Raw genomic sequence first — 20,828 nt, 5'->3', positions numbered from 1 at the left:
TCACTTTACAGTCATGTAAAGAAACTAACGAAATATCGCCAAAAAACGACGGTTACTTTACGGTCATGTAAAGAAACTAACGAAATTAAGTCAAAATAACGTATGCACACGAAATTTGGGACTGTTAAGCAAAATATTCCGAAACTGCTGTGCTCAATTCACTTACGCAATCGATAATTCTGTACGAACCATGCTCTGCAAGCTCGCCAGGCTCAGCATAACCCCAAGCACATCCTAAGCAATCTAATCCACACTCTTTAGCACCATCCGCGTCAGTCCAACGGTCGCCAACCATAAGCGCTTTGTCGCCTTTAGCTGAATCATATCCAATTTCATCAAAAACGTATCGGATGACCTGGGCCTTAGTAATACGAGACATATCGCGACTTGCGCCATAAATGCCATCAATAAGCGTTGTTAAGCCGAAATAATCGCAGATTGGCTTTACTTGATACTCAGGCTTACATGACGCTGTAGCTAAATAAAAACCAGCGTTACGCAATGCTATAAGCTGCTCAGGAATGCCCTCATAAACTTTGTTAAGTAAGCAACCCGGAATTTTCTTACCCGGATGATTCGGATCGTCAAAAACAGCCTCTTCAGAATAATACTTGCGATATAAAGCAAGACCATCCTGCAACAATTCAGCTGGCACATGGTTGCGCTGAAAAGACTCCATAATCGAAGGTCCAATAAAACGTTGCATTTCCGCATCGTCTGGAATTGGCTGCTGCAACTTGCGCAAAGCAATTTTTGCGCAAGCTATAATACCGGCATCAGATTGAGTGAGTGTACCATCAAGATCAAGCAATACAATACGTCGTGCGTTCGTATTGCTTAAAACTGCTGAGTTTTCACTCATAATCAGGAATCCAACCTTCGTGATGCATCTTCAAACGCTTATCAAGTAACGTCTTCAACTCTTCTTCGCTACGACGTTCCAGTAACATATCCCAGTGCGTACGCGACGGCTTATTAAAATCGTCGTCAGGACGATCGTCGTCACCTTCACGGTGCGCAATCGTACCGCAGCGGCATTCCCATTCTTCAGGGATTTCAGCACCTTGAGCAAAAGGAAGAATAGTACGATGACCTTTCGGACACACGTAAGCAATATCGTTTCGAGCTGCAAAATCCACATTATCGTCAGACTCTAACGATTTAGCCCCAATACTCATACCGCGTAAACTGCGTTCTGCCATAGTATCTCCTTACATAGTACCTTATAAAAGTTATCGAATTGCACGGACTATACGTTCATGCTAAATGTTATAAGCTCATGACATTGTTTCGTAAACATCGCTATTTGTTGCATATCTTGTTATACATCCGAATACGCTACAACACCACGGTTCATTAATTCTGCAGCTTCATGCGCACGCGAGGCAATGTTGCGGTCGACTCCATCGAGAGCGTTTAAATACTCGCCTGCCACAGAAAGTTGCGTTAACAAATCAATAAGACGCTTCGCTTGACGCACAAAATCGCCGCCAGTACTGTCAGTATTACGCAAAATCTCGCTCAAATCAGCACCTTGAGCCCAATCGTACATAATATCTACAGCTCCAAATTCAAGCGGACGCAAAGAAGGCAAATGCGCTTTCGCACACAACGCATTCATGCGCACAAACAATTCCTTCATACGCGAAACTGTAGTAAAAACAGCACCATCTTGGCCGCCAGGATACCTGCGTGGCTCTCCCCCGGACGGTCCCCTCGATTCGTAAACGAGAGCAGATAAGCAGGAAAGCAACTCGACAGGAGTGAGATTATTAAATATTCCCTCGCAAATAGCTTGCGCAAACACGATGTCTAACTCATTGTACAATCTTCGTAACAGTTGCCCGCGATTGGTAAGAGATATTATGTTGCTGCATTTATCGTCACTTGCCGGTTGCAAATAGTTCAAATACGTAAGCACATCGCAAATATGGTCAAACGTGCGCGCTACAGAACCAGTGCGCGATTCATAGCGTTCACGAACCTGTTCTAACTCTTTATGCTCACGCATCCAATGGTATCCCCAACGCAAGTGCTGTTGAATTTCTGCGCACCCAGCACAAGGGTGAGTTCGTTCCTGCTCTCTTAAGTGCGCAATAGTTGCGTCTAATGCTTTGAAAGCTTCAGTGCGTTCAGCATCCGTATTGAATAACGTGTGCTTAAGTTTACGACGCTGATCGTGCTGAGCGTCTTTAAGTTGCATACGCAACTGCAAAAACTCAGCAAAATCGCCTTGATCGCAGTGAAAAGCGCGTTCATAGCCGTCAAGAGCTTCCGTAAGCTCCACCATACGAGTGTGTAAGCGTTGTGCAGAAGCATTAGCTTCCCATTGCGCAAATGAGCAATCTAGTGTAGTTCTTGCCGTATCTGCATCGCTAGAATGGAGCAAATTAACAGCCATATTAAACGTTGGTACAAAGCTGGAGTGTAAAGGATATACGCGTTTGCTAGAAAGTGCTGCAGCTTGTTGAGGCATAAAATCGGCATGATCAACCAAAATAGCGTGACCAATATCGTCAATGCCACGTCTGCCAGCACGACCTGTAAGTTGTGTAAACTCGCCTGGAGTGAGAGGCACGTGACCAGTGCCATCAAACTTTACCAGCTTCTCTACTACTACGCTCCTAGCAGGCATATTCAAACCCAGTGCCAAAGTTTCAGTTGCGAAAACAACCTTAATAAGACCGCGTTCAAATAAAGTCTCTACAATATGCCGGAACAGTGCAATCATACCTGCATGGTGAGCAGCAAATCCCTGTTCAAGTGCAAAACGAAAGCGTTCAAAATTCAAAGCATGTAAATCGTCTTTGGAAAGCTGATCTGCAACCATGCTGTCAACAATTCGGCGGATTTCATACATTTCCTCATCCGACGTAAGCGTTAAACCAGCGCGTAAACACTGCTGAACGGCTTGATCGCAGCCAGAACGAGAAAAGATGAAGTAAATGCCCGGAAGCATACTTAAGTAGTCCAACTCGTCAATAACAGCCCAACGTTTGGGAGTATAACGACGAGTAAAATCAGAGTCACTACTCGACGCGTTTATGCTGCGCCTTTTGCCTTTTCGATAAGCATACTTGCTATCAGAGTGCGACGAGGCGCGTTTACGAGCGCGATGCTCCCATTCGTGAAGTTTGCGCAGCAAAGTAGGATTTACGCGTTGAGTCATTATGCCGTTTGTATCGTGATCGTACAAATCAAGCAATTCAGGTTCTGTTTGATCATCCTTCTGAATAACGACGTGACGTTCCAAAGGTACCGGACGATGCTCGTCGACAACCAAGTGCGTATTCCCTCGCACTGACTCAATCCACGCAGAAAAATCTTCAACGTTAGAAACCGTTGCTGACAATCCAATAATTTTCACCGATTCAGGGAGATGAATAATTACTTCCTCCCACACGGCGCCACGGAATTTATCAGCGAGATAGTGAATTTCATCAAGAACAACGAAGCCAAGAGACTGCAACGTAATAGAATGTTCGTACAGCATATTGCGTAAGACTTCCGTTGTCATCACGACGATATCAGCTTCAGGATTTACAGAAGTGTCCCCCGTGAGTAAGCCAACGCGATTGGTGCCGTAAAGTTCACAGAAATCATGATATTTTTGGTTACTTAGCGCTTTAATAGGAGTAGTATAAAACGCTTTTACGTTGCGATGTTGCGCAAGGAATACAGAAAAATCAGCAACAACCGTTTTGCCGGCACCTGTAGGCGCTGCTACGATGACATTATTGTCACTTTCCAAAGCCTCAATAGCTTCGCGCTGAAAATCATCGAGATCAAAAGAAAGAGTGCGCTCAAATTTGGCGGCCATTGATTTCTCGTGCTTGATTACTTTACGAAAAGCAGAGAAACGTTCAGAAGGTGATAACGTAACATCGTTTGTGAAATCAGTGCTATTTTGTGCGCTGTTATCGTTTTGACGATGTGATAATCGAGTCATAAAAAGAAGTGTGTCGCTTTCTTGTTTATAGTTGTACGTCTTCTTCGCGCAGCGATTTTTCCTGCCAATGTTGCCATACAAGACGATGCTTTTCGCGAATACGTTCATGACGTTCAACAACGCGAGTACGAGTACGTTCATAGCGGTGAGCTGCGTGGGCAATAGGTTGCGTAAAGAGCGGATCTCTGCAAACTTCGGCGTCGCTATCTTCATTCAAAAAATCAAAACGAGACGCAACTTCCTGAGAAAAACCGTAACACGTTTTTGCTAACCTTATTGCACTCAACACGACTAAAGTCAAACCCGCAGCAATCATGCACAGCATAAAAATCGTGATAAGCAGCCAAATCCACCAGGGCATGACTACTCTCCCGCGTTTTCGCCGTCAGCATGATTAACGCTCAGCTCACGTTGTGCGCGAGCAACAATCATGCTGCGCAATGTTTCAGGAGCAACTGAGGTAATATGGCGCGCGTGTGCTATACAAAAAGCTACGAACCATGAATCAGAAGACACCGTGAGACGGACTTTCACGCCGTTCTCATAAGGCTCCATCGTGGCACCAGAAAGATTCTTCAAGAAATTCAGTTCAGTTTCGTCAGTGATAAAGCAAGTTTCAGTGCCATTATCGAAACTCCACTTACGAAGTTCACTTACTGGCACATCTGGAATCTCAACAGGAGAAATAGGCTGTACCACTTCCGCGTGCTCAATGCGCGCAACACGCAGAACTTGCCAAATACGTGGCAAACCGTTGGCTTTATTAATAGTGGTATCTTTAGCTACCAAAATACGCTTATCTTCTGGGGTTTGTTGCTCAACGTCCGTCCAAACCGCAACGTAGTACACTCCCTCATCAACGTAAATCTTGTAAGGGGCAACAATCTTGCGCCGGGTCCGCCCAGCTCCATCAGTATATTCCATATCCAGCAATGCTGAACTATTGATGGCACTGCGCACGATAGAACAGTTGCGAGGTTCAATTTCGTAACCGGTTAAGCTCAGCCATGGGGTCTGTCCAGGAAGAACATGACGACGAAGTCGCTTATACAACGATTCTGCTTGAGCGCGCTGCTCTGCTGGCAAAAGTGGAGAATGAGCCAAATAATTAGCGGAAGCAGTGAGCATACTCAAGTACTGTTGGGAGATGCCAGCTAAACGCTCCAAGCCCAAAGAGTTAGTTGCAGAAACAATATTCTCATTCTCGAGAAGCGTCCAATCAATATCGAAGAACTGACTACCAGCCATCTCTCCATCGTCGGAAACCGTGGTGAGAGTGTTAATGTCCTTGTGAAGAATGGTGACGAAACGACGAAGTTCATCCTCATTCTTTGGTTTGCCAATAAAACGTTCAGCAAGCTCGTTGAGTGGGAATTCCTCGCCAAGATGCGCAGAAAGGAACAACATGAGACGAAGTCTACGATCAACTTCGCTACCAGTTTGGAACGAGGAGCTCTTCTTTGCATGCGATTTGTCATCGTCGGCTTCTTGAGTATCAGAAGAAGTTTGCGCAGTCTCTGCAACATTATCGGTATCGTCGCATTGACTATGCTCATCACACGATGAGAATTCGGCTGCAGCGTGTAAACGACGGTGGAAAGCGTCAACAGCCTCTTGAGGGCTTACCACGCTTGAACCAGGGTGTTCAAGCACAAACATAGCTAAGTCGTCAGCGTCAGTATAAGCGACATTCAAATGTTCGCCGTCGACGTCCACGGTTGCGGCAAAACGACGGGAATCAATAACCTTCACCAAAGAATCCGGAAGCATCTGAGTGCCAAGACCAGGAGCAATAGAATCTAAACCTAAGCCTGGGATTGGAGTTTGCGGAACGCGAGGAGCTGTGCGAGAAGTGCGCTGCTGTTCATGTTGATCTGATTCAAGTGACGAAATAGACATCGAACGAGCTAAATAGTTAGCTGCAGCTAATACCGGCAATTCAGATTGGTCAAAACGCAGTCGAACTCGAGGCTCATCGCCCAATTGTAAACGATACGATGCGAAATCCTGACCTTCTGACTTAGAAGAATATTCAGGCTGCCTAGACTCAATTGCGATACCCATAGCAGCGAGCTTGGCGCGATCGCGTTGGAACTGCTTTGCAAATGCCGCCTTGGCTGCTTGGTCTGCAAGCTCACCATAAGAATCTGCATAAGCTTTCACGCGCTGGGCTATTTGCCGCGAAGTCAGCCATTGCGGGAATGCGGAAGACAATACAGCGAGCACATCAAGCTCGTGTTTGCCCCATTTGTCGGAAAAACGTCGCCTTCCGTTGCTTCCTTCTACCATTGGTCCTCACGTATCGTTTATTTACTATTGTTTATTGCTAGCGTGTGCTGTCACAACACTTCAGACTTACTTAAAACAAGCCTGAATCTTGTGCACTATACGCACGCACCGTTTCTATTTTAATGGTGTTTTGCGGTACGTGTGGACATTTTTGCAAAAAACTTAATATAATTCTGTATCATGTGCGCACTAATACCTCAACATCGTTGAAAATACGCCATTTTTTAGCGACACGCCATACGTATTTTTTTCTTTAGGAAAAATGTAACGTTGCCGCATATATAAGACGCAAGTGGCGAAAATTTTATTAAACCCAAGAATCTGGCTCAATTCCTTGAGGTCCAACAAACTCGCCGTTTGGTACATAACTTGGCTCCCCCGTATCTTCCAAAACCGCATCGGCAAACATGGAAACTTGACTTCCAAAGGTCCAATCTCCTCGAATCGTAACCGATTTTGCCGCGGCAAGTGCAGGAACTGAATACGGGAATCGTTCGTTAAAATCGTTAATATTTTTATAATATCGCGGATCCAAATCTATATCAGGGAAAATGTAATTACCATCCTCCATCTCATACGAATCAGTCAGATGGAATCGGTCAGAACGCATAATAAATAAGTCATTCGTTGTTTTAACCGGCAGGAATCGCATGCGATCTACTTCCACGCAAATTGCGTCGTCAAAAAGTGACGCTACAGCTCCCATAGCCGTTTCAAGCTGAATTACAGGAGTGCTAGTTTCGAGAGTTGGATCGACGGTTTTACGATTGCAAATAACAGGAAGAGGCAAAATACCATGGTATTCCTCCAATTTTTTACGCAAAGCATCAACACGAACCCAAATATTATTAGTGTTGAAATAAGGATGTTTTTTAATACTTTGCGCACTTCTGCGATCTTCTGGATGTACCTGAGTCATTTCGCGAAGAACTAAGCGACCCGTTTGAGCGTCACGAACTATGTGTCCTCCCTTTCGATCTGCCTGAGTGCGCTTAGCAACCTCAATCATGATAGGAGCACCAGTATTTTCAAAATGTTGTGCAAGCGTTCTAGACGGCCTAGCACCTAAATTATCAGAGTTTGAAATAAACAAGTATTCAATGCCATGTTCTTGCAAAATCTGTAACAAATTAGATTCCCACAGCGTTGAAAAAATATCGCCGTGACCTGGAGGACACCATTCCAACTCCGTATCTTGCTCGTATGAAACAGGCTCGCCGGATTCTTCAACTAGTTTAGGTTCCTGATGCTGAATAATTTCTACTGGAATATTTTCCTGCACAAACTTGCGATTGCGCTTAAGTACTTGCAAAGTGTCGTGAGAAGTGCGGAAAGAGTTCATGAAGATAAGAGGAAGCTCCACGCCCAAACGTTGACGGGCAGTAAGAACTTGGCCAATAATAATATCAATAAAACGCATTTGTCGTGCTTTATGTCTGCGCACTGGTAGTAAAGATTTTGCGCAAGACAATCCCATAGAAGTTCCCAAACCGCCATTCAGCTTAATGAAGGCCGTTTTTGCAAATGCATTAACTGCTTTATCGTGGTCTATTGTTTCGTAAATTTCGTGAAAGTTAGGCACAGTTTTAATAGCTTCTATGCTACTTTCTCGAATAAACTCTCCCGATTGATTATTACGCCATACATCGTACAGGTGGGCAAATTGTTCAATAGCAGTATCGCTCATATTGTGTCTGCGCATCTTTGCAGCAGACAGCTCAAACGCGTCATCCATGTAATGGCCTCCTCGTATGCATGTGACCCTAATAGTTTAGCGATTTGTTAGTCTGTGCGCAAACGTTGTTTGTTTTTTCATAATTTCGCTTAGATGAAAACGTAAAAAGCGTAGCCAGTATGTAATAACTGACTACGCTTGTGAATATTTTTTTTTTAGGATGCGAATCTAGGATGCTAATTGAACTAATGAATTAATTATTAGTATCCTCTGTATCATCATTTTCTGGTTCGTCGCCAGTTTCAAGATGATGCTCATCGTAGCCTTGCAAGTAGCGAGTTCGACGCCAATGATGAATAGAAGCATTCGTGCCGCGGTGATGCACGTGATACTTACGAGGAGTACCACCGTATGGCAGCTCTTTAACTTCCTTAGCAACAGCCATCTGGTTCACATTAGAAGGATCCATAATAGCAATTGGCGCAACTGGTTCCACTTCTGTTGGAGCAGCAGTACGGTTCTTCAAATGAGATGGTAACCATTCTGCGAACCAAGACAAAGCGAGGCAAATCAAGAAGTAAATAACTGCTGCAACACTTAAGGTTTGCAAAATATTAAAGTACATCGATCCTAAGCGACGAGACTCTTGAAGCAAATCAGTGTACATAATAATTGAGCCAAGTGCTGTATCCTTCAACACAACCACCAACTGAGTTACAGCTGCTGGCATCATCGCAATGATGGCCTGTGGCATTTCGATTTGCGTAAGAGACTGATATTCGCTTAAGCCGAGAGCGAGAGAAGCTTCACGCTGACCGTTTGGCAGATTACCAACGCCAGATCGCACCAATTCTGCAACCACGGAACCGTTGTACAGAATAAGCGCAAGTACAACAGCCCAGTAAGATGCTTCTTTCATGCCGGAAAGTGCAAACGCTCTCCACAAGAAAATCATCAGCATCAACACCGGCACAGCTCGGCAAAACTCTACCACCACTGCTGAAATGCTGCGAATAAGTAAGTTTGGTAATAAACGGCACAATCCAAAGAATAAGCCGAAAATTATAGAGCCAACGACTGCAACCAGCGATGCTTTCAACGTCATCCATAAGCCAGGAAGGTAAAAATCAATCCAAGATTCAGAATCAACAGCAGGGTTCCATAACACCCATGAAAGTTGGTTTTCTCCATCAGGCGGATTACTTAAACGCAAAAGTATAGCAACTACACATAGTGCAAACACGCAGCCTGCAATAATATTTGCTGTACGGATTTTCTTGCGAGCTTTTGGCCCTGGAGCATCAAACAATAATGATTGTTCACATTCTTTAGCCATTGGTATCACCTTCTCACTGCAAGCTTGTTAGACAGATACGTTGTCAAAATACCGATAGGGATAATGAGAATAATGTATCCGCATGCGAAAATTAGGAAGATAGGAACAATTAAGTCCGCATGTTTTTCAATCATTTCGCTCATCATTGTGGAAGTTTCTGTAGCGACAGAAGCTGCAGCGGCCACAGTAGAATTTTTTAACAACGCAATAAACGTGTTGCCAAGTGGAGCCACCGATCCACAGAAAGTTTGAGGTAAAATCACTTGCGTTGCTGACTGGAAGAAATTCAATCCCAACGCCCTGCAAGCCTCAGCTTGACCAATTGGTACTGTGTTAAGACCTGATCGTAGCGATTCACACACAAATGCTGCCGTGTACAGTGACAAGCCGGTAACAGCAAGCCAGAAGAAGTTCACGTCGAAAATCTGTGAGAATCCGAGCTTAAGCTGTGCGTATACGCCCAACACCATGAAAACCATGATGATAGTCAATGGCATATTCTTAAACAACTCCACGTAAACTGTAGCAACCATGCGTAAGGAAGATACAGGGCAAATACGCATCGTAACGAGAATTACGCCAATAATGCTGGAAAAAAGTATGCTCCACAACGTTATTTCAATATTAACCAGGAATGCTCCCGGAATATTGTAGGAGGTAAAAAGTTGTATAAAATCTTGCATATCACTCCTCCCCTTCCTGAGGTACCGGTGGATTGTACTTAGCATTTGGCTTAAAACCAGTGCCGCGCAAATTGTCGTTTAACGCTCGCTTCCATGAGCCGTTGCGCATCATGTCTTTCAAAGCTGCGTTAATACGTTTAGCCAAACGCGTATTGCCTTTTTTAATACCAATGCCGTAATACTCTGCTGTGAATGGCTTACCGATGAGTTTGAGGCGGCCGCGAGATGCAGTTGCTAAGCCTGCGAGAATAATATCATCGGTAGTTACGGCATCCACAATGCCAGAGAACAGTGCGGTTGCACATTCTGCATAACCTGGCTGTTGCATAAGCTGTACTTTTGAAGCGAACTTCTCTTTAATAGCTATTGCAGAGGTTGAACCAGATACTGAGCACAAACGCTTTCCGTTTAAATCGTTTGGACCACTTACTTTGTGCTCATCCTTGCGAACAAGCAAATCTTGACCAGCAATAAAATACGGTCCCGCGAACGAAACAATATTTTTGCGAGCGTCCGTAATTGAGTACGTTGCTACAATAATATCGACGTCACCGTTTTGCAACATTGTTTCGCGTTGCTTAGAAGGCGACTCTTTCCATACGATTTGATCTTCAGAATATCCGAGTTTCTTAGCCACGTATTTAGCAACATCAACGTCGAAACCTACGTAAGTTCCGGCTTTTTTGAAGCCCAAGCCAGGCTGATCAAACTTAATACCAATTCGTATCACTTTTTTGCCATCACTGCGATCGCATGCAGAAAGCGGTAGAACGCAGCAAAGAGTACATAACATAGCTAGTATCGCGCGTAACGAGCGATTTCGTAATATGTTCATGACTTATTCCCTTCGTAAGAACAGTTTTTCCAATAGTGGTGAGCTTCGTAAGACTTAAGACTTAAAAGTTAAAACTCAAAACTCAAATGAAAAAACTTTATTAATGCGTAAGAATCTTGGAAAGGAAATCTTTTGCTCGATCAGTCTTCGGATTCTCGAAGAATTCTTCAGGAGTTCCCTGCTCAAGAATATGACCATCTGTCATAAACACGATGCGATCTGCTGCTTTACGCGCAAAACCCATCTCGTGAGTTACGCAAATCATGGTCATGCCTTCTTTAGCAAGATTAACCATAACGTCAAGTACTTCATTCACCATTTCCGGATCAAGTGCGGACGTTGGCTCATCGAATAACATAACTTTTGGCTGCATAGCGAGAGCGCGAGCAATAGCAACACGCTGCTGCTGACCGCCAGAAAGTTGCGAAGGCATTTTGTTGGCTTGGTTATCAACGCCTACGCGCGCAAGCAATTCCATAGCTAACGTTTCTGCACTTTGCTGATCCATATGACGAACTTTCATAGGAGCAAGTGTTACGTTTTCCAGAATTGTTTTATTAGCGAACAAGTTAAACGATTGGAAAACCATGCCTACTTCTGCGCGCAAAGCTGCGAGTTCTTTGCCTTCTTGAGGAAGTGGCTCGCCGTCGATGCGAATATCGCCAGAATCAATAGTTTCGAGACGGTTGATAGTACGGCACATAGTTGACTTGCCAGAACCGGAAGGACCGATAATAACAAGTACTTCGCCTTTATTAACCGTGAGATTAATATCCTTAAGCACGTGAAGTTTTCCATAGTGCTTTTCGACATGGCTTAATTCTACTAAAGGAGTTGCCGCTTTGTGCACTGAACCAGTGCTGGAAGTCATATCCTCGGCATTTGGATGTGACTTTGCTACTTGCTTATCCATATGAAGCAGTCTAATCACGCTGTGTTACAGTTATTTATCGCTATCGTTACGTTTTGTAACTCTTAGGTTACAAAAAAGCTGTTAGTTGTGACATTCCATCACACCTAACAGCTTTTATTTGAGCGAATATTACAAATCGTAATCTGTGATTCGATTAATACTCGTAATATGCGATACTATTTTACTCGTCTTCTTCTGGATCGTAATCTACGCCAGTTTCTGCACGCTGTTCGTCCGAAATTGGAGCTGGAGCGCCAGTTAGAGGATCGCGGCCGCCGCCAGCCTTAGGGAAGGCGATGACGTCGCGAATGGAGCTTGCGCCTGCCAAAATTGCGGCAGTACGATCCCAGCCCAAAGCAATACCAGCGTGAGGTGGGGCACCATACTTGAAGGCTTCAAGCAAGAATCCGAACTTTTCATCAGCTTCAGCCTTGTCGATTCCAAGAACATTCAAAACGCGATCTTGAATATCGTCGCGGTGAATACGCACGGAACCGCCGCCCATTTCGTTACCGTTGCAAACGATGTCGTAAGAATCGCTCATAGCATGCTCTGGATCTTTATCAAACTTATCGATCCAATCAGCAGATGGCATTGTAAACGGATGGTGCATAGAAGTCCACTTGGAGTGGCCGACTGCAACATCGTCGTCATCTGGATCATCAGTGCGCTTGAACAGTGGGAAGTCAACAACCCAAGTGAAAGCGAACTCGTCTGGATGAAGCAAACCTGCGCGGTTCGCAAGCTCTACGCGTACAGCACCAAGAAGAAGCTGCGAAGATTCGCGGGAGCCTGCTGCAAAGAACACTGCGTCGCCATCTTCTGCGCCAACAGCTTCCTTAAGGCCTGCGCGTTCTTCTTCACTAAGATTCTTAGCCACAGGACCCTTCAACTCGCCATCTTCACCGAAGACTACGTAAGCCAAGCCCTTAGCTCCACGCTGCTTAGCCCAATCCTGCCAAGCGTCAAATTGACGACGAGGAGTTTCAGCACCGCCCTTAAAGAGGACTGCGCCGACGTATGGAGCTTGGAACACGCGGAATGGAGTGTTCTTAAAGAAGTCAGTCAACTCAATAAGAGGATTACCGAAGCGCAAATCTGGCTTATCGGAACCGTACTTATCCATAGCTTCCTGCCAAGTGATACGAGGCAAAGGAAGAGTAATTTCGTGGCCAGCTTCCTTCCAAATAGCGGCAATAACGCGTTCTGCCATAGCCATAACATCTTCCTGGCTTGCAAAGCTCATTTCCATATCGAGCTGAGTGAACTCAGGTTGACGATCCGCGCGGAAGTCTTCATCGCGATAGCAACGAGCAAGCTGGTAGTAGCGTTCAACGCCAGAAACCATGAGCAGCTGCTTCAAAAGCTGCGGAGACTGTGGGAGTGCGTACCAAGAGCCTGGAACCAAGCGTGCTGGGACAACAAAGTCACGTGCGCCTTCTGGAGTGGACTTAATAAAGGTTGGAGTTTCGACCTCAGTGAAGTCCATATCTTCCAAAGCGTGACGAGCAGCTTTAGCCATATCAGAGCGAAGCTTCAAATTGCGCTGCATAGACGGGCGACGCAAATCAAGGTAACGGTACTTCAAACGAACATCTTCGCTAGGAAGCTTGTTTTCGGACTCGTTTTCCAAAGCCGTTGAAACTTGGAATGGCAAAGCATCAGATTTGGCGAGAATTGTAACCGTTTCAGCAACGATTTCGATCTTACCAGTTGCCAAATGGTCATTCTCGTTGCCATCCGGACGCAAGCGAACCTCACCGGTTACCTGTACAACGAACTCACTACGCAATGGTCGTGCGGTTTCCTCATCGTAAATAACAACCTGCACCAAGCCTGTGTTGTCACGGACGTCAACAAAGGCGACGCCACCGTGATCGCGGCGACGATCAACCCAACCAGCGATGGTTACTTTTTGCCCGACCAATTCTTCAGTCACTTCAACGGCATGATGTGTACGATACGCCGTCTGGCTCATAAGTCCACTTCCTCTACGTTCTAATTAGTGTATTAATTTGTTATATTTGACACGAACCTGCAGCCTAATATGCGAAAAATATTCGCACTTATTATTGGGCGCAAGAAACTGTCTGCCGGGCATAAACAGTATCCGGTTGCCACGACGTGACATCTGCGGATTCTTGCTCGCCAGTAATAATATTTTTTACCTCATCGTGAGAAGACTCAGATTCAGTACTATCTGCAGGGAACCATACGTAAGGAATACCCAGCTTGTCTGCATATTTAATTTGTTTGCCAAGCTTGGCTGCCGTCGGCGCAACGTCAACTGCAATACCACGGTCGCGAAGTTTCCTAGCGATTTCGTTGCATGCGGGACGATCCTCCTCATTCCAAACTGCTACGAGCACTGCAGCCGGAGAAACTCGCGAAACGGTCGCACCTGCCGTGTGTAGCATGTAAGAAAGTAAGCGAGACATACCAATAGACAAACCTACGCCTGGATACTTTTTCTTTCCTTGTGAAACGAGATTGTCGTAACGACCTCCGGAGCAGATAGAGCCTAGAGATGCTGCGTTATCAAGGAAAGTCTCGTAAACGGAACCGGTATAATAGTCAAGTCCACGAGCAATCTTCAAATCAGCGACTACGGCACCAGGACGAATTCGAGCTGCCTCGTCAACAATCATTGCCAACGTTTCAACGCCTTCTGAAGCTAAAACGTATGATTCATTGTCTTCACTGCGGGAAATATTGTGCTTCTCGCATAATGCGTCAAAACGAGACTTTAATTCTTCGCCCGTTGCTGCAGTAAGTTCTGCTAATTCCAAGCAGGCTGCGGCTTGAGAATCCGTAGCACCGCACTCTTTTACCAGAAGTTTAGCTACTTCATCCGCACCGATTTTATCTAGCTTATCGATTTCTCGAAGTACGCCTTCAATATCAGTTAAGCCAATACCGCGGTAAAAACCTTCAGAAAGCTTACGATTATTAGCGTGAACCGTTGCTTTAGGAAGTCCAAACTTGCGTAAGCGTTCAAGAGCTTCGACCATAACAAGCGGCAACTCAACTTCGTAGTGGGATGGAAGTTCACCATTTCCAACAACATCAATATCTGCTTGTACAAATTCGCGGAAACGGCCTTCTTGTGGACGCTCTCCTCGCCAAACCTTCTGCATCTGCCAGCGCTTGAATGGGAACGCCAAATCTCCAGTGTGTTCTACAACATAACGACTTAGCGGCACTGTTAAATCAAAATGCAAACCGATTCGTTCTTCAACTGGAGTGTCGGATTCGTGGCCAACTTCCTGCAAACGCGACAATAAATAAATTTCTTTACTAGTTTCGCCCTTTTTTAACAAACTTGAACCCTGCTCTACGGCACGCGTTTCAATGCCAATAAAACCATTGAGTTCAAAGACTTCTCGTAGCGTGTCAATTACTTGCTGTTCTACAGCGCGTTCACTAGGAAGCCATTCAGGGAAACCTGAGATTGATGAGCCTTGTACCATGTCCACTATAATAGGTGGTGTTGCGGAAAAATCATGGCTTACCGTCATACTTATTCGTAACACTGTTACCGTGCATCTGCTGTAAGGAGTCGACCGTGACCGAACAGACTAAACCTGAAGAAAATACTCAATCCACTACTACCCCAAAGCCACACGCGCCGTCGCCGGCTAGCTTCGCGCATAAAGCTCGTGTTGTTGCCCAGGCACCAACTATTTCCTATAGCGAAGAAGATATTAAAGCCGCGAAAACCTTTGGCCGCGTTGATGAAAGTGGCACTGTTTATGTTAAGGAAGATGGGGCCGAACGTGAGGTTGGTCAGTACTCCACTGGCACTCCTGAAGAAGCATTGACCTTCTATATTCATCGCTATCTTGACTTGAAGATTAAGCTTGATTTGTTCGCTAAGCGTTTGGAATCTTCCAACGTAAAGGCGAAAGAAATTGACGAAACTTTGAATGCTTTGCAAGCTGAGTTAGACAACCCTGCTGCGGTTGGTGACATTGCCGCTTTGCGTGCGCGACACGCCGAGTTGAAAGCAAAAGGCGAAGAAAAAAAGGAAGCGATGAGCCAAGCTCGTAAAGAAGCTCTTGAAAAGGCTTTGAAAGAGCGTGCAGCTATTGTAGAACGTGCTGAAGCTTTAATTGCTAATATGGGCGATTCGACGAATTGGCGTGAGCTTAACGACAAGTTACGTGCTTTATTTGACGAGTGGCAGGAGCATCAGCGCACTACCATTCATTTGAACAAGACTGACGCTGACGCACTGTGGCAGCGTTTCTCTAAGGCTCGTTCGACCTTTACTCAGGCTAGGAACGCTTGGGTTAAGGAACGCGAGCACGTGCGTAATAACGCCAAGCAGCTTAAGGAAGCAATTATTGCTGAAGCAGAAACTTTGAAAGATTCCACTGATTGGCGTGAAACTTCTATGAAGTTTAATGCTTTGATGGATCGTTGGAAGAAAGCTGGTAACGCTGGTCGTCAACATGATGACGCTTTGTGGACTAAGTTCCGTGAGGCTGCTGACGCCTTCTACCATGCGCGTCAGGCTGATCGTGAGAAGCTCAATGCTGGTGAGCAGGAGAATCTTTCCAAGAAGGAAGCTTTGTTGGTGAAGGCTGAGGCTCTGCTTCCTGTAGAAAATGAGGAAGCTGCTAAAAAGGCTCGTCAAGCGCTGTCTCAAATTCAGGAAGAATGGGATGCTATTGGTTTCGTTCCTCGCGAAGATATGCGTCGTATTGAGTCTCGTTTGAACGAAGTTGATAAGAAGATTAAGGCTGTTGAGGAAGCCGCTTGGAGGGATGAAGATCCTGAGGCTAACGCTCGTAAGTCTAGTTTTGCTTTGCAACTTCAGGCACAGCTTGAAGATCTTGATGCTGCAATTGCAAAGGAAACTGATAAGAACCGTAAGGCTAAGTTGCAGGCTGAAAAGGCTACTAAGGAACAATGGTTGAACGCCATTAAGTAGCGTTTAGTAACGTTTAGTAACGTAATCTTCTCAAATATGGGGTTGCTTGAAAGTAAAGTGACCCCATATTTATTTTTACTCAGATTTTTCCATTAAGCTTTTTGCAAGTTTAACAAAAGTATTAGCTAATGGTGAGTCGGCTAGTTTGCCGTCTTCCGCAAGTACCGCAGGTCGCCCCGCTTCGCCAATTTCTCGAAGAGACGTGTCTAGAGGGATCTGAGCTAGAAGCGGAATATTGGTATGGAGAGCATTGCAAAGCTGTTCGCTTACGCGTTTCCCACCTCCGGAACCAAATATTTCTAAGCGTTCGCCATTGTTTTCAAACCAGCTCATGTTTTCTACTACGCCGCGCACACTCACTGGAATTTGCAAAGCCATAAGTCCTGCTCTTACAGCTACGTCCGATGCGCTTGGTTGCGGAGTAGTAACTACTACAAGTTCTACGTTAGGTAACGATTGCGCGACTGCTAATGCCATATCCCCCGTTCCCGGAGCTAAATCAAGCAAAAGAACATCTGGATTTCCCCACCAAACGTCTGATAAAAACTGTTCTAACGAGCGCTGTAAACGTGGGCCTCGCCACAAAATAGCGCGATCAGTTCCAGCAAACATGCCGATTGAAATAAGCTTTACTCCCCAAGCAACAACCGGCATCAGCATACCGTTAAGATTTGTAGGCTGAGAATTTACTCCAAACATGCGCGGTAAGGAAAAACCGTATACGTCAGCGTCGATAGCTGCCGTGTCGTAACCTAGTGCCGCAAAAGTTGCTGCTAAATTGGCGGTTATAGAAGATTTCCCTACCCCGCCTTTACCGGAGGCGATGGCGAAAATTCTTGTGTGGGCTCCAGCTTTGTTAAAGGGATTTTCCCTACGCTCAGCTTTCAAATTTGATACGAGCTCGGCTAATTTGCTTGCGCTCATTGCTGTAATGTGAACATGCGGAACGAGTGTGGCATGAGGATATTGCGAAATTGCTGTTGTAACTCGTTCGGATATGACTTGCGCTAGTGGGCAATTTGGCACTGTGAGTTCAAGATTGATTTCAACATCATATTCTGGCAGAGAAGCGTTTAAGCCTGCGTTTTTTGCACTAACATGCACGCCAGTTACCATATTGAGTTCGGTAACTGAACGTCCTAATTCAGGGTCAATAACGCTGCCGAGCAGATCGTAAAGGCGTGTTTCAAGTTCGCTTGCGTTCATATACGTTATGATTCCATTTCAGTAGCAAACTTAAAAGTGGTTTCGTCAGCACTGTGCAATGCAGTTTCTAGGCTGCCAGTTTCCAAAAGAATGTTGAATTGCTGTTCGTTAAGCATTGGAATGCCGAGCTCTTGCGCTTTTGTTGCTTTTGAGCCTGCATTCGCGCCTAAGATTACGCAATAGGTGTTGCTGCTTACGGAACCTGACGCTTTGCCGCCTCTGGAAATAATTGCTTCTTTGGCACTGTCTCTACTAAATTTTTGTAGCGATCCTGTCACCACTACGGTTTTGCCACTGAGGGTTTGCTGTAATGATGAGGATTCAATATTGCCGACTACTCCAGCTTCTTTCCAAGATTTGAGTACTTCGCCACGCCAGTTGTCTTCCAGTTGGGCTTTTTGGAACCAGTCATAAACGGTTTGCGCTATCTCTGATCCCACGCCATCAATGTTGGTGAGTTCGTCTACTGTTGCGTGAGCAATGTTGTCAAGTGATTGGAATCGTGCCGCGATGAGTCTGGCTGTTGGAGGTCCTAGCCTGCGTATGGAAAGTGCTACGAGAACGCGCCATAGTGGTGCATTTTTGCCTTTTTGGGCGATTTCTTCGAGCATGCTTCGCGTAGTTTCTGAGGGTCTTGAGTAGGTTGGTGCTTTAATTGTTACAGTTTTGCCATCTTTTTTGACGCGCTTATCTGCAGTGCCGTTAACGTAAGCGTCTTTAGGCACGTGGAATTGCGGGTATTGTGGATTCCACTGTTCTTGATTTGGTTCTTGATTTGGTTCTTGATTTGGTTCTTGATTTGGTTCTTGATTTACTTCTTGCGTCGCGTTTTCGGCGAGTTTATTTTCGTTGACATTGTTTTCGTCAGTTGCGTCGCTTGTATTTTCTGCATTATTTTCTTCAACGTATGTCGCCGTAAGAGTACGAGTCCAGAAAGCGTTTACTTGTCTCCATAAGCCGGAGCCGCCAACTTTTTTGGTACGTTTTCGCAACTTTCCGTTCTTGTCAATTTCTTCCCATTCTTCGACATGCGGTATTTCTTTCCACACTTTCACATCTCGCAAGTCGTCTGCAGTAATACTAAAAATTCCGGCTTCGCTTTTCAGCACAGGCTTTTGCGGTTCTGGAAGCGGTAAAATAGCTTGTGGAATATACGGCTTAGGGGTTTCGCCACGACGTGTGATTATTTTGTCAATGTCGTTGCAATAAACTTCAGCGGTAGTAGGCCTAGAATCTTCCGGATTAGTTAACGCTAAGGCCGCTGCTTCTCCCAAATTTTCAATGTCGAAAGCTTGCCTAGAAGCTAAGTTGATAATACGTTCGGTTAGTTGAGCTGGGCAATTTTCAACATTAGGGCAGCGAATATCTTTATCCCCTTCTTTTGCAGGAGCTAGTTTTGTGCCACACGAAGGGCAATATTCTGGCATTACGAACTTACGTAACTGGTTTTCTCGACCTTCGCGCGATTTGAGCACTGGTCCAACTAATTCCGGGATCACATCGCCTGCTTTACGAACTACTACTGTGTCACCGATAAGCACACCTTTATGTTCAACTTCGCAAGCGTTGTGAAGCGTAGTTCGGGAAATTGTAGAGCCTGCAACAGTTACTGGTTCAAGCACTGCTACCGGTGTGACTCGTCCTGTTCTTCCGACTTGAACAACAATATCTTTAAGAACGGTATTGACTTCCTCGGGAGGATATTTATACGCAATAGCCCAGCGCGGTGCGCGCGAAGTTGCGCCAAGTTGACGTTGCAATGCGCGATCATCAACCTTGACCACAATTCCATCCAAGGCGTGTAAAATATTTGCTCGATTCTCCCCATAATATTCAATCATGTCTTGAATTTCTGCAAAATTCGTTACTTCGCGAGTGTAAGGCGAAACGGGTACGCCCCATTGCTTGTACAGCTTATATGCATCAGATTGGTTAAAAGTTGTTTCACTGTGAGCATGGCTTGCGTTCGCATTCCAGCGAAGTTCGCCTAAGCCGTGAGCGAAAAAGCTCAATCGGCGAGTTGCAGTAATGCGAGGATCTTTTTGACGAAGCGAGCCTGCTGCCGCGTTTCTTGGATTGGCAAAAGCTGTGCATCCAGCGTCTTCCTGTTCTTCGTTGAGTTTGCGAAAATCAGTCCACTTCATAAATACTTCGCCGCGAATTTCCACGAATTCAGGAATATCGTCGGGATTGTTTGCGTGAAGTTGCGTAGGTATTGCTTCAATTGTTCTCACGTTAAGTGAAATATCTTCGCCTGTTACGCCGTCGCCTCGAGTTAAACCTTGTTCAAGTGTGCCATTGCGATAGATAAGGTTTAATGCAAGCCCGTCAATTTTTACTTCGCATGTCATAGGAAGCGGTTTTGACTCAGGCCATTGTAAGTCTCGTAGAACACTGTTGTACCAATCGTGCAATTCGTCCAGAGAAAATACGTCATCCAAGCTCATCATGCGAGAAGGGTGTTTTACAGAAGTGAAGTCATTGGAGAAAGTGCCACCTACGCGATGTGTTGGAGACTGAGGTGTGTCTAGCGTTGGGAAGGTAGATTCCAAAGCAATCAGCGTCCGCATGCGCGCATCATAGGCAGCATCGGAGCTGGTAGGCGAATCCTCTACATAATATGCGATTTGATCTGATTGCGTCCATGCAGCTAACTTTGCCCATAAGTGAGCTGCTTGTTCTGTAGTAAGGGCCGCGGGTTGTAAACTTTCAAGAGCTAGAGCATCCGCATCGGTTGGTTCGAGCTGAGCAATCCAGGAATCTGCGTCCGTAGTAGAGTTCCAAACGTGAGCTTCAGAGTGTGATTCGCTGCCAATTTTATGATTCTGAAGCTGATTATTGCTGGTTGTAGTCTTCGTTTGAGATTGCTCTTGAGTAGGTTCTTGCTGGTCCTCATGAGTTACAGGTTGATTATCAAAATTGTCAAAAAGCGTCCATTGCGTACTTTGTGATGCTGTATCATCGTGAGCTGCACTCATGAAAATCCCCTTTCAACTCGATATGTTT

Annotated in this window: 14 protein-coding genes and 2 pseudogenes; 1 reads left to right on the top strand and 15 read right to left on the bottom strand. The window is 45.3% G+C overall.

Annotated features, from left to right (window positions below; translation table 11 throughout):
- Nucleotides 1-124: 124 nt before the first annotated feature.
- The 13 genes and pseudogenes from HXT56_RS02800 to hisS form a co-directional block, all read right to left on the bottom strand.
- On the bottom strand, nt 125-862 hold the full coding sequence (locus tag HXT56_RS02800; protein WP_421778391.1) for an HAD hydrolase-like protein: 738 nt from the start codon (nt 860-862) through the stop codon (nt 125-127).
- Nucleotides 855-1,202 (bottom strand): RNA polymerase-binding protein RbpA, encoded by a 348-nt coding sequence (locus tag HXT56_RS02795; RefSeq protein ID WP_116711743.1) that lies wholly within the window; start codon nt 1,200-1,202, stop codon nt 855-857. The genes HXT56_RS02800 and HXT56_RS02795 overlap by 8 nt, the downstream gene beginning before the upstream one ends.
- Nucleotides 1,203-1,321: 119 nt before the next feature.
- Entirely contained in the window at nt 1,322-3,949 is a 2,628-nt protein-coding gene (locus HXT56_RS02790) for a DEAD/DEAH box helicase (protein WP_421778389.1), read from the bottom strand.
- Nucleotides 3,950-3,974: 25 nt separating this feature from the next.
- Nucleotides 3,975-4,310, bottom strand: coding sequence for a hypothetical protein (locus tag HXT56_RS02785; protein WP_116711741.1), 336 nt, complete (start codon nt 4,308-4,310; stop codon nt 3,975-3,977).
- 2 nt (nt 4,311-4,312) lie between these two features.
- Nucleotides 4,313-5,428, bottom strand: a pseudogene (locus tag HXT56_RS02780) (helix-turn-helix transcriptional regulator); the annotation flags it as partial.
- A 68-nt stretch (nt 5,429-5,496) separates the two neighbouring features.
- Nucleotides 5,497-6,238 (bottom strand): annotated as a pseudogene (locus tag HXT56_RS02775) (WYL domain-containing protein); the annotation flags it as partial.
- A gap of 307 nt (nt 6,239-6,545) precedes the next feature.
- The gene (locus HXT56_RS02770; protein WP_116711739.1) at nt 6,546-7,973 is read right to left on the bottom strand and encodes a UTP--glucose-1-phosphate uridylyltransferase; all 1,428 of its coding nucleotides are present in this window, start codon (nt 7,971-7,973) and stop codon (nt 6,546-6,548) included.
- 193 nt (nt 7,974-8,166) lie between these two features.
- Complete coding sequence (locus HXT56_RS02765; protein WP_165846019.1) at nt 8,167-9,249, bottom strand: amino acid ABC transporter permease; 1,083 nt, start codon at nt 9,247-9,249, stop codon at nt 8,167-8,169.
- Between the two features lie 5 nt (nt 9,250-9,254).
- Entirely contained in the window at nt 9,255-9,932 is a 678-nt protein-coding gene (locus HXT56_RS02760) for an ABC transporter permease subunit (RefSeq protein WP_116711738.1), read from the bottom strand.
- 1 nt (nt 9,933) lies between these two features.
- On the bottom strand, nt 9,934-10,767 hold the full coding sequence (locus HXT56_RS02755; protein WP_250309423.1) for a glutamate ABC transporter substrate-binding protein: 834 nt from the start codon (nt 10,765-10,767) through the stop codon (nt 9,934-9,936).
- Between the two features lie 100 nt (nt 10,768-10,867).
- A complete protein-coding gene (locus HXT56_RS02750) occupies nt 10,868-11,638 on the bottom strand; it encodes an amino acid ABC transporter ATP-binding protein (RefSeq protein WP_116712037.1) in 771 nt (256 codons plus the stop codon).
- 223 nt (nt 11,639-11,861) lie between these two features.
- Nucleotides 11,862-13,658, bottom strand: coding sequence for an aspartate--tRNA ligase (aspS, locus tag HXT56_RS02745; protein WP_116711736.1), 1,797 nt, complete (start codon nt 13,656-13,658; stop codon nt 11,862-11,864).
- A 91-nt stretch (nt 13,659-13,749) separates the two neighbouring features.
- Nucleotides 13,750-15,150: a histidine--tRNA ligase gene (gene hisS / locus HXT56_RS02740; RefSeq protein ID WP_421778473.1), complete on the bottom strand. Its 1,401-nt coding sequence runs from the start codon at nt 15,148-15,150 to the stop codon at nt 13,750-13,752.
- A gap of 95 nt (nt 15,151-15,245) precedes the next feature.
- Here hisS and HXT56_RS02735 point away from each other — a divergent pair, with 95 nt between their 5' ends.
- A complete protein-coding gene (locus HXT56_RS02735) occupies nt 15,246-16,616 on the top strand; it encodes a DUF349 domain-containing protein (RefSeq protein WP_116711735.1) in 1,371 nt (456 codons plus the stop codon).
- A 75-nt stretch (nt 16,617-16,691) separates the two neighbouring features.
- Here HXT56_RS02735 and HXT56_RS02730 read toward each other — a convergent pair whose 3' ends face one another.
- Together HXT56_RS02730 and ligA are read right to left on the bottom strand one after the other, a co-directional pair.
- Complete coding sequence (locus tag HXT56_RS02730) at nt 16,692-17,822, bottom strand: Mrp/NBP35 family ATP-binding protein (RefSeq protein WP_250309422.1); 1,131 nt, start codon at nt 17,820-17,822, stop codon at nt 16,692-16,694.
- A 5-nt stretch (nt 17,823-17,827) separates the two neighbouring features.
- A complete protein-coding gene (gene ligA / locus HXT56_RS02725; RefSeq protein WP_421778388.1) occupies nt 17,828-20,800 on the bottom strand; it encodes an NAD-dependent DNA ligase LigA in 2,973 nt (990 codons plus the stop codon).
- Between the last annotated feature and the right edge of the window lie 28 nt (nt 20,801-20,828).

Origin of the sequence: Gardnerella nova, from assembly GCF_049244055.1 — a bacterium.
Lineage (GTDB): Bacteria > Actinomycetota > Actinomycetes > Actinomycetales > Bifidobacteriaceae > Bifidobacterium > Bifidobacterium vaginale_H.
Note: the sequence above shows the minus strand (reverse complement) of the source record. Positions and strands in the feature narration are given on the sequence as shown.